Annotated in this window: 10 protein-coding genes; 3 read left to right on the top strand and 7 right to left on the bottom strand. The window is 62.4% G+C overall.

Annotation, left to right across the window (positions count from 1 at the left end):
• Nucleotides 1-15 precede the first annotated feature (15 nt).
• The 5 genes from I7X13_RS20955 to I7X13_RS20975 form a co-directional block, all read right to left on the bottom strand.
• Nucleotides 16-909 carry a glycerophosphodiester phosphodiesterase gene (locus I7X13_RS20955; protein ID WP_213019124.1) on the bottom strand — a complete coding sequence of 298 codons (894 nt, stop codon included), beginning with the start codon at nt 907-909 and terminating at the stop codon, nt 16-18.
• A 148-nt stretch (nt 910-1,057) separates the two neighbouring features.
• The gene (locus I7X13_RS20960) at nt 1,058-1,690 is read right to left on the bottom strand and encodes a phosphatase PAP2 family protein (protein ID WP_198076984.1); all 633 of its coding nucleotides are present in this window, start codon (nt 1,688-1,690) and stop codon (nt 1,058-1,060) included.
• A 99-nt stretch (nt 1,691-1,789) separates the two neighbouring features.
• On the bottom strand, nt 1,790-3,166 hold the full coding sequence (locus tag I7X13_RS20965; RefSeq protein WP_198076985.1) for an aspartate kinase: 1,377 nt from the start codon (nt 3,164-3,166) through the stop codon (nt 1,790-1,792).
• 240 nt (nt 3,167-3,406) lie between these two features.
• Nucleotides 3,407-6,028, bottom strand: a complete 2,622-nt coding sequence (locus I7X13_RS20970; RefSeq protein WP_198076986.1) for a PIG-L family deacetylase — start codon at nt 6,026-6,028, stop codon at nt 3,407-3,409.
• 160 nt (nt 6,029-6,188) lie between these two features.
• A complete protein-coding gene (locus I7X13_RS20975; protein WP_198076987.1) occupies nt 6,189-6,983 on the bottom strand; it encodes a DUF3667 domain-containing protein in 795 nt (264 codons plus the stop codon).
• A gap of 138 nt (nt 6,984-7,121) precedes the next feature.
• On the opposite strand from I7X13_RS20975, the gene I7X13_RS20980 reads away from it, so the two are divergent.
• Nucleotides 7,122-8,777 carry a S8 family peptidase gene (locus I7X13_RS20980; protein ID WP_198076988.1) on the top strand — a complete coding sequence of 552 codons (1,656 nt, stop codon included), beginning with the start codon at nt 7,122-7,124 and terminating at the stop codon, nt 8,775-8,777.
• Nucleotides 8,778-8,889: 112 nt separating this feature from the next.
• Here I7X13_RS20980 and I7X13_RS20985 read toward each other — a convergent pair whose 3' ends face one another.
• A complete protein-coding gene (locus tag I7X13_RS20985; protein ID WP_198076989.1) occupies nt 8,890-10,086 on the bottom strand; it encodes a T9SS type A sorting domain-containing protein in 1,197 nt (398 codons plus the stop codon).
• A 203-nt stretch (nt 10,087-10,289) separates the two neighbouring features.
• A complete protein-coding gene (locus I7X13_RS20990) occupies nt 10,290-11,099 on the bottom strand; it encodes an SDR family oxidoreductase (protein WP_198076990.1) in 810 nt (269 codons plus the stop codon).
• 274 nt (nt 11,100-11,373) lie between these two features.
• On the opposite strand from I7X13_RS20990, the gene I7X13_RS21985 reads away from it, so the two are divergent.
• Entirely contained in the window at nt 11,374-13,644 is a 2,271-nt protein-coding gene (locus I7X13_RS21985) for a GEVED domain-containing protein (protein WP_317191597.1), read from the top strand.
• Between the two features lie 112 nt (nt 13,645-13,756).
• The coding region (locus tag I7X13_RS21005; RefSeq protein WP_198076991.1) for a hypothetical protein at nt 13,757-16,047 on the top strand (2,291 nt) is incomplete at its 3' end.

The raw sequence follows: 16,047 nt of genomic DNA on the forward strand, positions 1-16,047 counted from the left end.
CGGGTTTAGAACCGCTTACTTCCCGCCCCGGCCCTGCATGATGAGCAGGCGCCTCACGTTATCCACCTCAATCTCATCGGGCTGGGTTCGGAGCACGCGGCGCAGGTCACCCGCTGAGCGGCCGCCGAATACCACTACCTTGAAGCCGGCGGCGTGGGCCTGGGCGCTTTGCTCGGGCGTCACGCGGTCGGCATCGAGCACCACGGTCTGCACCTTTTCGGCTTTGGCAGTTTTCAGGCCGACGGCGAATTCATCGGAGGCAATTTCGAGGCCGACGCGCACGCCTGGCATGGCGGCGCGGGCCAGCCGCACGGTGGCCCCGTCCTGGGTGATGAACAAAACCTTATTCAGCGGTGCATGGTAGCGGGCCAGGCTACGGGCAATCTGGCGCACTAGGAGCGGCACCTTTTCGTTCTGGCGGCCGGGGGGCAGGCATTGGTCGTCCTCGTGCAGGTCGAGGTGGATGAAGGGGAAGCTGGGCCAGCGGTTGAGGCGGGCCAGCAGGGTATCGAAGGTGATGGGGTGCTCTTTCTGGATGAGGTCGTAAGGGAAGCCGCCCTGGTAGCGGAGCTGGGTGAGCTCGGCGGCGGTGCGCTGGCTCACGCAGCCGGTGCCGGTGCTGCCGTCCTGCAAGTGCTGGTCGTGGTAGAGCATCACCACGCTGTCGCGGCTCATTTGCAGGTCGATTTCCACGCCATCGGCCCCGCGCAGAAGCGCCCGCCGGATGCCGCGCCAGCTGCTCGGCGGCCGGTAGTTGAACGGGCTGATGGGGGTGTAGAAGCCAGAGCCGGCGTGGCCCAGCACCACCAGGTTGGGGTTGACGACGGGCTTGGTGGTGGTGCAGGCCGCCAGAGTCATTACCAGAAAAAGAGCCAGTGAGGCGGCGGAGAGTAAGCGGTATTTTCTCATGCAAAAGCGAAAGCCGGCATGCGCCGGTTGGGTGCTGAACGGCAAAGGGGCTGCCGGGTTGTAGAGACGCGTATTCGCGTCTCATCGTCTGGGCCGTTAGAATTTGTTCATGCGTTGCCGTTCAACGACGAGACGCGAATACGCATCTCTACGCCTTACGCGGCTTATCCAGCAGCCCGAACAGAAACGTGAGCGCCACCACCAGCCAGATGGAAAACCACACGTCGCTCAGGTAGTGCATGCCCAGCACCAGCCGGCCCAGCGCAATAAGCCCCGGCAGCACCAGCAGCGGCGCCCGATACTTCGGAAAAGCCACCGCCAGCGGCCAGAATAAGCTGAAATAAGTAGCCGTGTGCGTGGACGGGAACGAGTCGTTGTGCGAACCAGCGGCCCATAGGCCCGTGCCCTCGTAGCCCGCCCCAAACAACACCTCCGGCCGCAGGCGGTGAACGGTGCCTTTCAGCACATTGGCTAGCACCATGCTGAACTCGTGGGTGAGCAGCAGGATGAGGAAAATGGTGGCGGCCTTTCTTTTGAGAATGTAGCGGCCGATGGCGAAGGCCAGCCCCAGCCCCAGAAAGATGACGGGCAGGCCCGCCACGTGCGTCATCAGCGCATCATGGGCTTTATCGGCGGTGGTGGTGAGGGTGGCGAAGTACGGCGCGGCCCCGCCGAAATGCCCGTGGATGAACCGGGCCAGCGGCTGGTCGAAAAACAGAATGAGCAGGGCGCAGGCCGGCAGCGTGAGGGCCGTGAAAACAAGAAACTGGCGGAGCGTCATGTAATAAGTTATGAGGGTAAGCGGGTATGAGGGTGAGAGTTTCGACGCCGGATTCCAACTCCTACCCTCTCACCCCCATACCCTCCTTCCCTGATAATGTTACCCCAGCGCCTGGTTCAGGGCGATGATGGCCGTTTTGTAATCCTCGCGGCCCACGATGAACTGGATGTTCACCTTGCGCAGCGCAAAGCCGGCGCTGCGAATGTTGATGCCCTCATCGGCGAGGGCGCGGGCGGCGCGGGCCAGCAGACCAGGCTCGTCGATGTTGGAGCCGATGAGGCAGACCAGGGCGGCCGCCTGCACGGTCACGTTCTCGTACTTGGCTTCGAGGGCGGCCACCAGTTGCGGCCGAAGGTCTTTTTCCCAGATGAGCAGCGAGATGCTGTTGGCGCTGGTGGCCTTGAAGATGTAGCTCACCCCGAGGTCGAAAAACACCTGCATCAGCGTGAGGTCGAAGCCGGCGGCGCCTACCATCAGCGGGTCGTGGATGTCGATGATGACGACTTTCTCGGTGCCCGTAATGACTTCGATGCGCTTGGTGGGCGACACGTAGTCGCGGGTGATGAGCGTGCCGGGGTGCTCGGGCTCGAAGGTGTTTTTGATGCGCAGGTCGATGGCGTTTATCTCCAGCGGCTTCGAGGCTTTGGGGTGGATGGCCTCCATGCCCACGTCAGCCAGCTGGTCGGCCACGTCGTAGTTGGTGAAGCCGATGGGGTGGCACTGGTCCACGCCCACCAGGTTGGGGTCGGCCGAGCTGAGGTGGTATTCTTTATGAATAATGGCCTCCTGGGGCCGCACGGCCACGGCAATCTTGCTGAAGGTGACTTCCGAATAGCCCCGGTCGAACTCCCGCATAATGCCCTCGGTGCCCTTGGTGTAGCCTGTGGCAATGCAGATGGTGCGCGGAAAATCAATATCGGTAAAGGCCTGCCGGATTCGCTCATCAATCGTCAGCGGCTGGGCATCGTCGAAGCCGCTGAGGTCGACCAGCGTAGCGTGCACGCCCCGGCTTTGCAGGATGTTCACGGCGTTGAAGGCCGAGTGGGCCTCCCCTATCGAGGCCAGGATTTCGCGGGCCGCCTGCAGGATGTTCACGCTGTTGACGTAGCCGGAGGCCAGCACGTTCACGAGGCTGTCGAGGTACACCTGGGCCTGGTCGATGCGCTGCTGGATGAAGGCATCGGCCACGGCCAAATCCAACCCCAGCGGCTCATACTGCTTGTTTAGCTCCTTGAGCTTGGCAGCCACGTCCTGCAGAAGCTGGCTGAATTCCTGGCCCTGGGTGATGTGGTGGTAGACGCCGGGCGCGCCGGTTTTCTTGTTTTCGAGAAGCCAGTTGGTCACGTTGGCATAGGCCGACACCACGAAAATGCGGTTGTACAGCTTCGCGCCCTCGCGGCCGTGAAAGATGATGTTGTCTAGGACGTCGGCGAAGGCGGTCATCGAGGTACCGCCGATTTTTTCAACTGTGAGCACGGGCAAAAGAGCGGCCTGAAGGCCTGCGAATGGTAATCAGAACACAAAAGAACGTCATGCCGAGCGCAGCCGAGGCATCTCACGTGCAGAAGTAATCCAATTGAAGGAATTACTACCACACGCGAGATGCCTCGGCTGCGCTCGGCATGATGGGCAATGTAGCGCGGACTCTGCGAGTCCGCGCATGAGCGAGCTTCCGTTCACGAATGCGCGGACTCGCAGAGTCCACGCTACTACACGCTACTGCGCCGGCTCCTTCCCGTAGGAAATCATGTTCGTAATAAGCCGATACGCGCCGGGCACGCCGGCTGGCAGCTCCCGAAACAGCGACAGACCCGTGTAGATGTAGTGCCCCTTGCCATAATCTGTCACCAGAATGGCGCTTTCCTTGGCCGGCTCGCCGGGGTCGCTGCTGGAAATAACGGTCTGGTATTTCGGGTCCCATTTCGAGGGATAATAGAGACCCTGCTCCTGCACCCAGCCCCGGAAATCCTGCTCGGTGATTTTGTTGGGCGCGGCCAGTAGCGGGTGCTTCGAGAGGGTCACGGGGGCATCTTCCACGGTCACGCGGTCGGTGCTGAGCGTCATCGGGTAGGGGCCGATTTCGGGCATGACGGTGCCGCGGTTCACCACGTATTGCACCACCACATTGCCGCCCTGCTCGATGTATTTGAGGATTTCGGGCTGCTGGGTTTTGAGGCGGTCGACGGTATTATAGGCGCGGATGCCGACAACCAGGGCGTCGTATTGCTTGAGGCGGGCGGCGGTGAGGTCTTTGGGTTCGAGCAGCGTGACGTTGTAGCCCACCTGGCGCAGGGCCTCGGGCACTTCGTCGCCGGCGCCCATGAGGTAGGCCACGTTCTGGCCGCGCTTGCGCAGCTCCAGCTTCACGAGCGGGGCCACAGCTTCGGGAAACAGCGTTTGGGTGGGGATGTGGGGGTATTGGATGGTCTGGATGCCGCGGCTGTAGGCCTGGCCATCCACGGTGGCCACGGCGCGCAGCTCCGTTTTGCCGGGGGCGGCGCCGGGGCCGGGCTGCACGCGGAACTCCACGGTTTGCTCGGCGTCTTTGGTGGCGAGGGCGAAGGACTGGCTGGCGGGGGTACTGGTCCAGCCGGCGGGCAGAGTGAGGGCCAGCGTGCCGGCCACCCCGGCGCGGCCGGCTTTGAGCGTTACGGGCACGGTCTTGGGCTGGGCATCGGCGAAGACGTAGGCGCGGGCGGCGGGCAGGTTCACGGCCACGGGCGGCACCACGGCCAGCGGTTGGTACAGTTCGCCGAGCACCGGGTCGGTGTGCTTGTATTGGACGGGGACTTCGTAACTGAAAGTGTGCCCTGCGATACTTCCATTAAAGTAAAAACGCGTTAGCGCTGCATTTTCGGGCTTACCTCTTACCTGATGAAAATAGATTGGCATGAAATTCAGCTTTTTGAACTGCGCTAGTTCTTCCGGGAAAGCGTTGGCAATTTCAGGCACCATATACATTCCCACCGACGGCCGTTCAAGCAGCCAATAGGGCTGTGTGGTGCCTTGCACAGATACGGTCGTAGACTTTGAAGCATCAGCAGCCGAAATATTGGCTACCATGTTTTTGGTCAAAGTCAAATTGGGTTTCAAGATTGCGCCCTTCTCCTCATAGGAGCGGATTTCGCTTAACACTACGGGCAAATCCGTGCGGCTCAACGCTTCAATTTTAACGGAAATTTCACTGCCTTGCGTTGCTGTTGAGGAGCTAGCAGTAGCTTCAAAAACCAGCCCGGCACAAGCAGCCACCAGCTTGTCTATTTCTTCTCGTTTTTCACCGAGCCAGAACCCTGAGTAATGAGCATCATCTAATTTTAACGCAATTGCTTTTCGCGCGTCAAGTGCATCCCGCACTTTCAGCAGCCCCGCCACGCTGGCGCTGGGGTTGCTCGCATCATACTTGCGAATCACCTCCTCGATGAGCTTGCCCACGGCTGCGCCGCCGGGCACCCGGTTCCAGGTCTGGTCCACGCCCTCGAATAAGTCCTTAGCCGCCTTCTCCCCTTTCACGGGCTGGAAATACTCCAGCGCCTCGCCCCGCTGGGCGGCCGAGCCGAAGCCCTGGCTGCGGTGGTTGCTGCGGCTGCGGGCCGCGATTTCGCCGTACGACTGCCCAAGCAGGGGGTTGTAGCCGCCGGCATCGAGCTTTAGATACGCGTCCATGTTTTCGCCGGGCTTCACGAAGAAGCTGCCGGTGTTCCAGAGCAGGCGCTTGGGCTGCCAGGGCTGCACGTATTGCAATTGCTCGGGGAAGCGCTTGGGGTCGCCGGCGGCGTCGAAGGCTTCGGCGGCGAGGATGGCGCTGGCCTGGTGGTGGCCGTGGCCGGCGCGGGCGTCGGGCGGGAAGCGGGTGATGAGTACATCGGGCCGGCGCTGGCGGATAACCCACACCATGTCGGCGAGCACCTGCTCCTTGTCCCAGATTTTGAAGGTTTCGTCGGAGGTTTTCGAGAAGCCGAAGTCGTTGGCGCGGGTGAAAAACTGCCGGCCGCCGTCGAGGCGCCGGGCCGCCAGCAGCTCCTGCGTGCGAATCACGCCGAGGCCCTCGCGCAGCTCGGGGCCGATGAGGTTCTGGCCGCCGTCGCCGCGGGTGCAGCTCAGGTAGCTGGTTTCGAGCAGGCGCTCGTTGGCCATGTAGGCGATGAGGCGGGTGTTTTCGTCGTCGGGGTGGGCGGCGATGTACATCACCGAGCCCAGCACGTTGAGCTTCTTGAGGCCCAGCAGGATTTCGGAAGAAGTGTAGGTTTTGGGCGTCTGCGCTTTGCTTTCAGTTAGCAGTGAACAGTTGACAGTGAGCAGTAGCAGGGCCGCGGCGAGCGGGCGGAGGGAGCGAATCATGCGCGGGAAACCGAATTGAGGGCGTGAAGTTATCGGGTGGGCGTCGTTGCCCGGTCCGACCGCCCCAGGCGGTCGGACCGGTTGAAGCAAAAACGAGATAAAAGGCCCCCTACGCTTCACCCCGCGGCGACCGGTCGGACCCCGACCGGGTGGTTCTGCCTCAGCCGTGGAACACGTAGAGGTTGAAGGCCGCGTAGTTGGCCCCAAAATTCAGCAGGCCAGCTAACAGCCCCACCAGCAGGGCACGGCCCAGCGCCTCCGACACAGGCAAGCCCAGTCCACGCCGCCCAATCAGCAATAAGTACAGCGCCGTTAAGAAGCCTTGCAGCAGGGCCGTGCTCAGGCCCGGCTGGTGCACGCCCAGCAGCCGCACCGTGGGCAGCGCCAGCAATAGCAGCAGCTGGAAGGCGCAGCCCACTACCACCTGCACCAGCACGGCCACGGCGTAGTTGAGGCCGGCGCGGCGGCGGTAGGCGGCCCACGTCAGCAGGGCCTGCACCGGCAGCAGGGCCAGCCAATACACGTTGAAAAACGCCCCGATGGTGTGGAAATACTGTTCGACGCGCAGCAGCTGGGCCGGCGTAAGGGGCTTGAGGCGCTGCATGGCGGCAGCCACGCTCGCACCCACGCCTTCGTAATAATGCAGCTTCACGCCCAGCAGCGTGACGAAGCCCACCAACAGCAGCAGAAACTGGAAGGGGTTGAAGTGGCGCTTGCGGCGGCCGGCCAGGTAGTCGGCCACCAGCTGGCCGGGGCGGAATAGCACCTGCGGAATGAAGGCAAATATGCCCTTGTCGGCGTGGGTGAACACGTGCAGCACCTCGTGCAGCACGTGCGCCGTGCTGAGGCGGTGGGCCGGGGCCTGGCCGCATTGGGGGCAGAAGCAGCCGGGCGGCGGCAGGACGTGGCCGCAGTTGAGGCAGGCGGCAGCGTGCGCGGAGGAAGCATCGGACATGGCCGCAAGATATGGGACGGCCGGGGCGGCGCAACATCGGGGCGGGCAGCCGCGTCTTTGGCTCGGCTGAACTTCATTTGTGTGAAAATCGGTTTACCACCCACACCGGCTGCCGTATGGCGGCCCCATCCTTAGTTTATGACGATTCCTTCCTTCCGCCGCTGGACGTTTTCGGCGGCTTTGCTGGCCTTGCCGGTGCTCGCCCAGGCTCAATCGGTGAATGCCCCTTCCACGGCTCCCGTTACTCCGGCCGGCGACCAAAGCGCCGCCCAGTGGTACCTCAAAGACCCGCAGCTCGACAACGTGCCCGGCGTGGGCGCCAACCGCGCTTACTCGGAAATCCTGAAAAACCTGGTGCCGACGCCCGTCATCGTGGCCGTCATTGACTCGGGCATCGATACGGCCCACGTCGACCTCAAGCCGGTGCTGTGGGTGAACCGGGGCGAAATCCCCGGCAACGGCATCGACGACGACAAGAACGGCTACATCGACGACGTGCACGGCTGGAACTTCCTCGGCGCGCCCGACGGCCGCAACGTGAACGCCGAGACCCTGGAAATGACGCGCATCGTGGCTGCCGGCCGCAAGCGCTTCAAAGGCTTCACGGCCAAAACCGTGAAGCCGGCCGACAAGGCCGCTTACCTGCTTTACCAGAAGGCCGAGCAAGCCTACTCCGCCCGCCTCAAGGAGGAAACCGAGCGCAACAAGCAGGTAGAGGAGATGAGCGGCCCGCTAAACATGATGGTGGCCAACATGAAACAGGCCCTCGGCACCGACAAGCTGGACACCACGGCCCTCAAAAACGCCAACCCCGACGACCCCAACCTGAAACGCGCCGTGGCCGGCATGCTCGACATGATGCGCCAGACCGGGGCCGGCGACGCCGATGCCCTGCTAAAAGAGCTGAACGACGGCGTGAAGCAGGAGCGCAGCATGCTGGACAACTCGCTGAATCTGAATTTCAACCCCCGGGCCGACATCATCAAGGACAACCCCGAGGACGTGAGCCAGCGCTTCTACGGCAACAACGACCTCCATGGCCCCGACCCCATGCACGGCACCCACGTCTCGGGTATCATCGCGGCGGTTCGCACCAATAACCTTGGCATTCAGGGCCTCGCCCCCGACCCCGTGCGCATCATGATGGTACGCGCCGTACCCGACGGCGACGAGCGCGACAAGGATATTGCCAACGCCATCCGCTACGCCGTGGACAACGGCGCGCAGATTATCAACATGAGCTTCGGCAAGGAATTCTCGCCCCAGCGCCCGGCCGTGGAAGTCGCCTATAAGTACGCCGCCCAGAAAGGTGTGCTGCTGGTGCACGCCGCCGGCAACGAAAACCACAACCTCGACGTGGCCGACAACTACCCGGCCTCGTTCTACATGAACAACACCCCCATCCCGAACCTGCTGACGGTGGGCGCCTCTGGCCCGAAGGACAACGTGAACCTGACCGCCGACTTCTCAAACTACAGCAAGAAGGGCGTGGACGTGTTTGCGCCCGGCGTGGGCATCTACAGCACGCTGCCCGGCAGCACCTACGGCAACGAAAGCGGCACCAGCATGGCCTCGCCCGTGACGGCCGGCGTGGCGGCAGTGCTGAAATCCTACTTCCCCAAGCTCACCGCCACGGATTTGAAGCGCATCATCATGCAGTCGGCCCAGGTGCACCACACCAAAGTGCAGGTACCCGGCACCGACAAGCAGGCCGATTTCTCGACCCTGTCCGTAACCGGCGGCGTGGTGGATATGTACGAGGCCGTGAAGCTGGCGCAAAAGGCGTCGCTGTAAGCTCACGACACTCCCCTTCTTATGGAAGAGGGGAGCCTGATTAAACAAAAAGCCCCGGCACAATTATGAGCTGGGGCTTTTTGTTGGGAATCAGACCGTTTACACAATTGGTTTATTCCACCACCAGGGGCTGCGTAGCGCTGCCGTTGCGCACCACGTACATACCCGCCAGCAGGTGGCTGATGTCGAGCGGAATACCCGCCGAAACCCGAGCCGTCAGGCAAACCCGGCCGGCCAGGTCGTACACCTCCACGGATGCGGCCGGGTTGGGTGGGGTCATAGTCAGGGCAGCGTGTGCGGGATTAGGATAAATGCCCATAGTATTTTGCTGGCTGCTGCGCGTGCCCGTGCCCGTGCCGCTGAGAGCATAAACTTGGAACAAGGAGCCGAATTGGTTGACCAAAAAGACATAATTACCGGATGCAGCAATTGCCGTTGCACTCGCACTAGCTGCTGTGGTGGCCTGCAGCACCGGGGCCGAAGCTTGGCTGATAGCAAAGGCCTTCATCGGCAGGTTATTAGAACCCATTCCGCTGTAGGATTCGCATGTATAGGCAGTAGTACCGGTCATTGCCAGCAAACCATAACCCGAAGCGAGGGGGGCCGTGCCCAGCAGCACGGGGTTTAGCGGGGAACTCACGTCATAGCTGTAGAGTGAGCCATACAATCCGCAGGCGCGGTTGCCATTCACGACGTTAATAGGCCCGTTGACGACCCGAACTCGAACTGGTGCGGCCGGATTACTCAAATCGTACACGGTGGTTGTCCCATAGAAGTTGAGATACAGCGCGGTTCCATTCAAAACTACGGCCGTAGCGCTGGCGGTGAAGGAGCTCAACTGATTAAGCAAACTATCAAAAACCCTCACGGTACCGCCAATGGTGCTCGCCGCGCACACCAACGAACGGCTGGCACCAATATAAATGGGCGGTTCGCCGAATAATACAACACGGCCGGCAGCTGGAGTTGCCGGATTGCTCACATACAGCGCCGTGAGGTAGCTGGTAGTAACCTGTCCCAACCCAAATCCCAGAATGTAGGCCATTGTATCGGCCGCCGCCAAGGCACGGGGCCGAATGGCCGAACATGAGCCCAAGAGCACCGGAGCCAAGGGGTTGGCGATGCTGTAAACCTGTAAAGTGCCGCCACCAAAATCTGATACATAGGCTTTGGTTCCACTAATGGAAATGCCGTTGGGTATCCCGGTTACGGTAGTATTCGTGACACGGGTAAGGGTCTGAGCCGGGGCAGAAGCCGTAGCAGTGAGCAAGACCAAGCCAGCAGAGAGGATAAGTAAGGGTAAACGCATGTCTTGAAAGGAAATAATGACAAATGATTAGGTGAAAGGCTTTACCTCAATACCCTCAGAAACGGTTTTATCGATAGCACAAAAACCGTTTTCACTCATTCGAAATTAATATATTCCTAACATTAATTCATTCAAGTCCCTATCCTTTCACTAATCAGTATTCGCTGATGTTAGGAGCCCCAATACACCCTAATACACCATCCCTACCCCACATCCACTCCCTTTTCCTCTTTCCGAAAGTGGTTCAGCACCAATTTATCACTCAGGCCGGGCAGCCATTTATTGAGGAACACCACCAGCTTGCCCTGGCCGGTGAGCACGATGGTGCGCCTGCGCTGCTGCACAGCTTTCAGGATTTCGTCGGCCACGGCTTCGCTGCTCATCATGGCGCCTTCGTCGCGCGGCGACTCGCCCTGCGAGGAGCCGTCGGCGGCCAGGGCCGTGTTGCGAATGTTGGAGGCCGTGAAGCCGGGGGCGGCCGTGAGCACGTTCACGCCCTGGTCGAGCAGCTCCGTGCGCAGCGCTTCGAGGAAGCCGTTCATGGCAAACTTGGAGGCCGAGTAGCCCGTGCGGCCCGGCAAACCGCGGTAGCCCGCAATGCTGCTGATGCCCACGATGGTGCCCTTGCGCTGCAGCAAATGCGGCAGCGCAAACTTGGTGGTGAAGACGGTACCGAAGAAGTTGGTCTGCATCAGCCGCTTGATAACCTCCAGGTCGGCATCCTGAAAGCGGGCGCGCATGCTGATGCCGGCATTGTTGAGCAGCACGTCGAGCCCACCGAAGCGGGCCACGGTTTCCTGCACGGCGCGCTCGGCGGCGGCTTCGTCGCCCACATCGGCGCGGATGGTAAGGTGGGCCACGCCGGCGGCGGCCAGCGCGGCGGCCGTGTCGGCCAGTTTAACTTCGTCGCGCCCGGTGATGGCCACCTGGTAGCCGGCCCGGCCGAAAGCCAGCGCACAAGCCCGGCCAATGCCCGACGTGCCGCCGGTGATGAGAACAGTGGGAGTTGGCATGAGTTAAAATAATGCCCCAGGCGGGCCGGGGAGAAAGATGGACGAATAATCCCGGCAAACTTACGGCGGGGTGGTGCGATTTTTGCGCGGTCTGATTAAACCTCCTCCGTGGGTTACGGTCAGCTACTTGCCGGCCGCGCGGCGGCGGGTGTTGAGCGAGCCCGCGGGCGGGGTGGCCGACGCAAAATGGATAATGGCCGATTGGGGCAGAATCATCCCCGCTTTCTGCTTACATTTATCCGTTGAATTCAATTGCTTTCTTTCAAAGTACCGTATGCATCCACACTTACGTTCCTGGTCCCGGTTTGCGCCGGGTTTTATTGCTGTTTTGCTGGGACTGGGCGTAAGCTCAGAGGCCGCCGCTCAAACTACCTGCCCCATTGCAGCCGTGTGCACGCCGGGCAATGCCAGTAGCGGCCAGGCCAACCTCTACGGCATGGGCATCCTCAACGTTAACGTTGGGAGCGGCCTCATCAACAACACCACGGGCAACTACATCGACGGCTACCGCGACTACGGCTGCACCTTCAACGCGGCCCTGACGGTGGGCCAGACCTACACCATCAGCGTGCGTACCGGCCCAAACGTGAACGAGAACGTGAAGGTCTGGATTGACTATAACAACGACGGGGCCTTCACCGGCAACAGCGAGCTGGTGTTTGATGCGCCCAACGCCATCCTGCACACGGGCACGTTTACGCCCCCGGCCACGGCCGTGCTCAGCACCAACCTGCGCATGCGGGTGTCGTCGGACTATGCGCTGGGCACCGTGCCCACCTCGTGCTCCACGCCCCAGTACTCGCAGGTGGAAGACTACAGTGTGCGGCTGTCGTCGAACGTGAGCGCGCCGGTGGCGGCCTTCACCACCAACGGCACCACCACCTGCTCGGGCACCGTGCAGTTCACCGATGCCAGCCAGAACCTGCCCACCTCCTGGCTCTGGACCTTTGGCGACGGCGGCACCAGCACCCTGCAAAACCCCTCGCACACCTACGCCACGGCCGGCACCTACGCCGTAACGCTGCGCGCCACCAATGCGGTGGGCAACAATACCAGTGCCGCCACCAGCATTGTTTATAATGCGTCGGTGCCGCTGGCGGCCAGCTGCTCGCCCCAAACCACCAACTACTTCGCCAACTACGGCATCACCCGCTTCCAGCTGGGTACCATCAACAACCCTTCGGCTGATGGCAGCGCCGGCTACCAGGATTTCACCTGCCCCCAACGCACCGACCTGATTGTGGGCGTAAGCAACCAGATGATTATCACCACGGGCGGCGTGAACCCCCACGATATCCGGGTGTATCTGGATGCTAACAACAACGGCATTTTCGCGGCCTCCGAACTGGTGTATACGGGCCTGAACACGCCCAGCCCCGGGGTTACCACTACCCTCACCCTGCCCGCCGGCACCACGCTCAACCAGCCCCTGCGCCTGCGCATCATTGCCGACGCCATTGGCAACACGGCCGGCCCCTGCGTGAGCCCGGTGAGCGGCCAGGTGGAAGACTACACCGTCATTGCCCGGCCCAACACACTGCCCCCCATCATCAACTTCAGCACCAACTACGTGGCCGGCGGCTGCGTGAATCCCATTGTGTTCACCGACCTCACCACCAACCTGCCCACCTCCTGGGCCTGGAACTTCGGTGATGGCACCACCAGCACGCTGCAGAACCCCACGCACACCTACACCGCTTCGGGCACTTACAACGTGACGCTGGCGGCCACCAATGCCAACGGCACGGCCAGCGTAACGCGCCTAAACGCGGTGACCATTCAGGTGCCATGCCTCACCTTCTGCGCCGCGAATGGTACGGGCGGCATGGGCCCCACCGGGCAGCAGTTGCCCAGTCCCTTCTACATCAGCACCGTGAGCATTGCCAATGCCACGCCGGCCTTCACCAACAGCACCAGCGTGGCTACGGGTGGCTACGCCAACTACACCAGCTTGCCCCTGTCGGCCAACGTGGGCAACTCCCTCAGCTTGACTGTAGCCACCAACCTGGGCGCTACGCACCGCACCTCGGCGTGGGTGGACTGGAACATGAATGGCACGTTCGACAACTCGGAACTGGTGGTGAACGGCAACTCCAATAGTAACACGTTCACGGCCCCCTTCACGGTGCCTGCCGGCACGGCCGGTATCAACCCCCGCATGCGGGTGATGGTGGTGGCCAACGTAACCGGCGGCACGCCCAGCGCCTGCGCCACTAACGTGGCCAATGCCGAAGTGGAAGACTACCAGTTGCGCATCCTGCCCCTGGCCACCCGCGATGCCCAGGCCTTGCCTACGCTCAGCCTCTTCCCCAACCCCACGCTGGATGGGCGGGTGAGCCTGCGCCTGCCCGATGCCAGCGCCGCCGGCCTCTACGCCACCGAGGTGCAGAACGTGCTGGGGGCGACGGTGCTGCGCACGGCACTGCGCCTGGGCCCGGCCGCCGATGCCCAGTTAGACCTGAGCGCGCTGCCGGCCGGCGTGTATGTGCTGCGCCTGCGCGACGCGCAAGGCCAGACCGCCCTGCGCCGTCTGGTGCGCGAATAACTACAAATGTTCCTTCGGGCAGCTACGATGTCCGAAATCAACTTCTAACCGCCCCGGCTGCCTTCTGGTGGCTGGGGCAGTTTTTCGGTTCCCCTCCTCTTCATTTTATTGTATGCCTACAACCTTACTACGGCGTTTTTTCGGGTCGATGCTACTACTGGCGCTGCTGGTACTGGGCACGCGCCCGGCGCAGGCCTCGCACCTACTGGGCGGCGAGATGAGCTACCGCTACCTCGACGCAACCGGACCGGCGGCCACGCCCTTTCGCTACGAAATTACTTTGACGTTGTATAGCAACGGCTTGTACACCAACGCCAACCCCAATGGCATTGCGGCCCCGCCGGTAAGCGCGCCAATTGACATTTATAACCGGACCACCGGGGCGCGCATTGGCAGCTACAACTTCAACCGCACGGCCCCCACGCCCACCAATACCAACCTGCCGCCGCCCATTGCCCCGCCCGTGCCGCAAGGCTGCGCGGTGAGTGGCCCCAGCCAGCCGTTCTACCTGTGCAAATACGTGCAGACGGTAAACCTGCCGGTTTCCTTCGATGGCTACTACGCCGTATACTCGGTGAGCGCCCGCAACAACACCCTCACCAACATCAACAACCCCAGCGGGGGCACCGGTGGCAACGTGCCCCTGACGCTGTACGTGAGCATGGCCCCGCCGCTCATCTACAACCGCTCGCCCGTGTTTTCGGATACGGCCGTGGCCATCGTGTGCCAGAACGATACGACCATTACCCTCAACAACGCCTTCGACCCCGACGGTGACCGGCTGGTGTATTCTTTCGGCACGCCTTATGGCTTCCTGAGCAGCAACACCACCTTCCCGCCCCTGCCCCAGCCAGTGCCGTACTACCCGGCCTACAACGCGGCCAACCCTTTTGGCACGGGCGCGGGCAACTTTGCTACCATCAATGCCAGTACGGGCATTGCCAAATACGGAGCCCGCAACATTGGCCTCTACGTGGTAGCGGTAGACGTATCGGAGTATCGAACCATCAATGGCGTGGAAGTGCTGATTGGCACCACCCGACGAGACTTGCAGCTAGTGGTTTCCACCTGTCCGCCCACTACACCGCCGGTCCTGCCAACACCGGTTATTACGCCCCGCAACTATACTATTGAGGAAGGCCAGTCACTGAGTATTCCGATTACAGCCACTCAGGCCAGCAGCAACCACCCGCTGGTGCTCACCGTGAACAGTGCCCTGCTCGATGGTAGCGGGCCGTTCAACACTACTTTCAACGGCAGCACGGGCGTGGTGCAGGCCGGCAACCTGACCGGCACGGCCACCGCCACCGGCAACGGCTCGGTATCGGGCACGTTCATCTATAATTCGGCCTGCGGCCAGGCCCGCACCACGCCCTACGACCTGGGCGTGACCGTGAAGGACAACGGCTGCGGCGGCAAGCTGGCTTCGGATATTTTCCGGGTGACGGTGACCCGCGCCGCCGGCCCCAACGCCATCAACGGCCCGGCCACGGTGTGCGACCCGGCTACGGTACGCACCTACACCGCGGCCGGCCCGGTGCCGGCCTCTTACCGCTGGCGCATCACGGGCGGCACCATCACGAGCGGCCAGGGCACCAACACGGTGCAGGTAACCTGGGCCAGTGCCAACACCACCGGCACGCTGTCGCTCAAAGGTGTTTCGACCTATGGCTGTTTGTCTGACTCAGTAGTTAAAACCGTGGATATCCGGCCGCTGCCGGCCCTTACGGCCGTAGCCGCCGCGCCCAGCATCTGCCAGGGCACGTCCACTACCCTGACGGTAACCGGGGTGGCGGGCCTGACTTATACCTGGACCGGTGGCGGTATCAACTCGACCGGCACCACCGTTACGGTATCGCCCACCGCTACCACCACCTATACCGTGACCGGTACCGACGGCACTTGCTCCATCACGGCCACCGTGACGGTAACGGTGACGCCGCCCCCCACCGCCAACGCCGGCCCCGACGTTGTCGTGTGCCCCAGCCCGGTGGGTGCACCCGGCCCTACCGTACAAATCGGCACAGCAGCTGTTACGGGCTTCACTTATAGCTGGAGCCCCGCCACGGGCCTGAGCAGCGCCAGCGTGGCCCAGCCCACCGTGACGCTGCCCAACACCACCGGCGCCCCCATCACCCAGACCTACACGCTCACGGTATCATCCGGCCCGAACTGCCTGAGCACCGATGCCGTGGTGGTGACGGTGAACCCTGCGGCCGTGGCCGACGCCGGCCCGGCCCGCAGCACCTGCTCGGGTGTGGCCTCGGCGGCCATTGGCACCCCGGCGCTGGCCGGCTACACCTATAGCTGGAGCCCGGCCACTGGCCTGAGCAGCGCCAGCGTGGCCCAGCCCACCGTGACGCTGCCCAACACCACCGGCGCCCCCATCACCCAGACCTACAC

The sequence above is a fragment of the Hymenobacter negativus genome (genome assembly GCF_016056375.1).
Taxonomy (GTDB): Bacteria; Bacteroidota; Bacteroidia; order Cytophagales; family Hymenobacteraceae; genus Hymenobacter; species Hymenobacter negativus_A.

What these genes read in the sequence shown, in the direction of transcription:
- I7X13_RS20970 (WP_198076986.1), bottom strand. Translation starts at nt 6,028, where the DNA reads ATGATTCGCTCCCTCCGCCCGCTCGCCGCGGCCCTGCTACTGCTCACT.
- I7X13_RS20960 (WP_198076984.1), bottom strand. Translation starts at nt 1,690, where the DNA reads ATGACGCTCCGCCAGTTTCTTGTTTTCACGGCCCTCACGCTGCCGGCC.
- I7X13_RS20955 (WP_213019124.1), bottom strand. Translation starts at nt 909, where the DNA reads ATGAGAAAATACCGCTTACTCTCCGCCGCCTCACTGGCTCTTTTTCTG.
- I7X13_RS21985 (WP_317191597.1), top strand. Translation starts at nt 11,374, where the DNA reads ATGCATCCACACTTACGTTCCTGGTCCCGGTTTGCGCCGGGTTTTATT.
- I7X13_RS20980 (WP_198076988.1), top strand. Translation starts at nt 7,122, where the DNA reads ATGACGATTCCTTCCTTCCGCCGCTGGACGTTTTCGGCGGCTTTGCTG.
- I7X13_RS20990 (WP_198076990.1), bottom strand. Translation starts at nt 11,099, where the DNA reads ATGCCAACTCCCACTGTTCTCATCACCGGCGGCACGTCGGGCATTGGC.
- I7X13_RS20975 (WP_198076987.1), bottom strand. Translation starts at nt 6,983, where the DNA reads ATGTCCGATGCTTCCTCCGCGCACGCTGCCGCCTGCCTCAACTGCGGC.
- I7X13_RS20985 (WP_198076989.1), bottom strand. Translation starts at nt 10,086, where the DNA reads ATGCGTTTACCCTTACTTATCCTCTCTGCTGGCTTGGTCTTGCTCACT.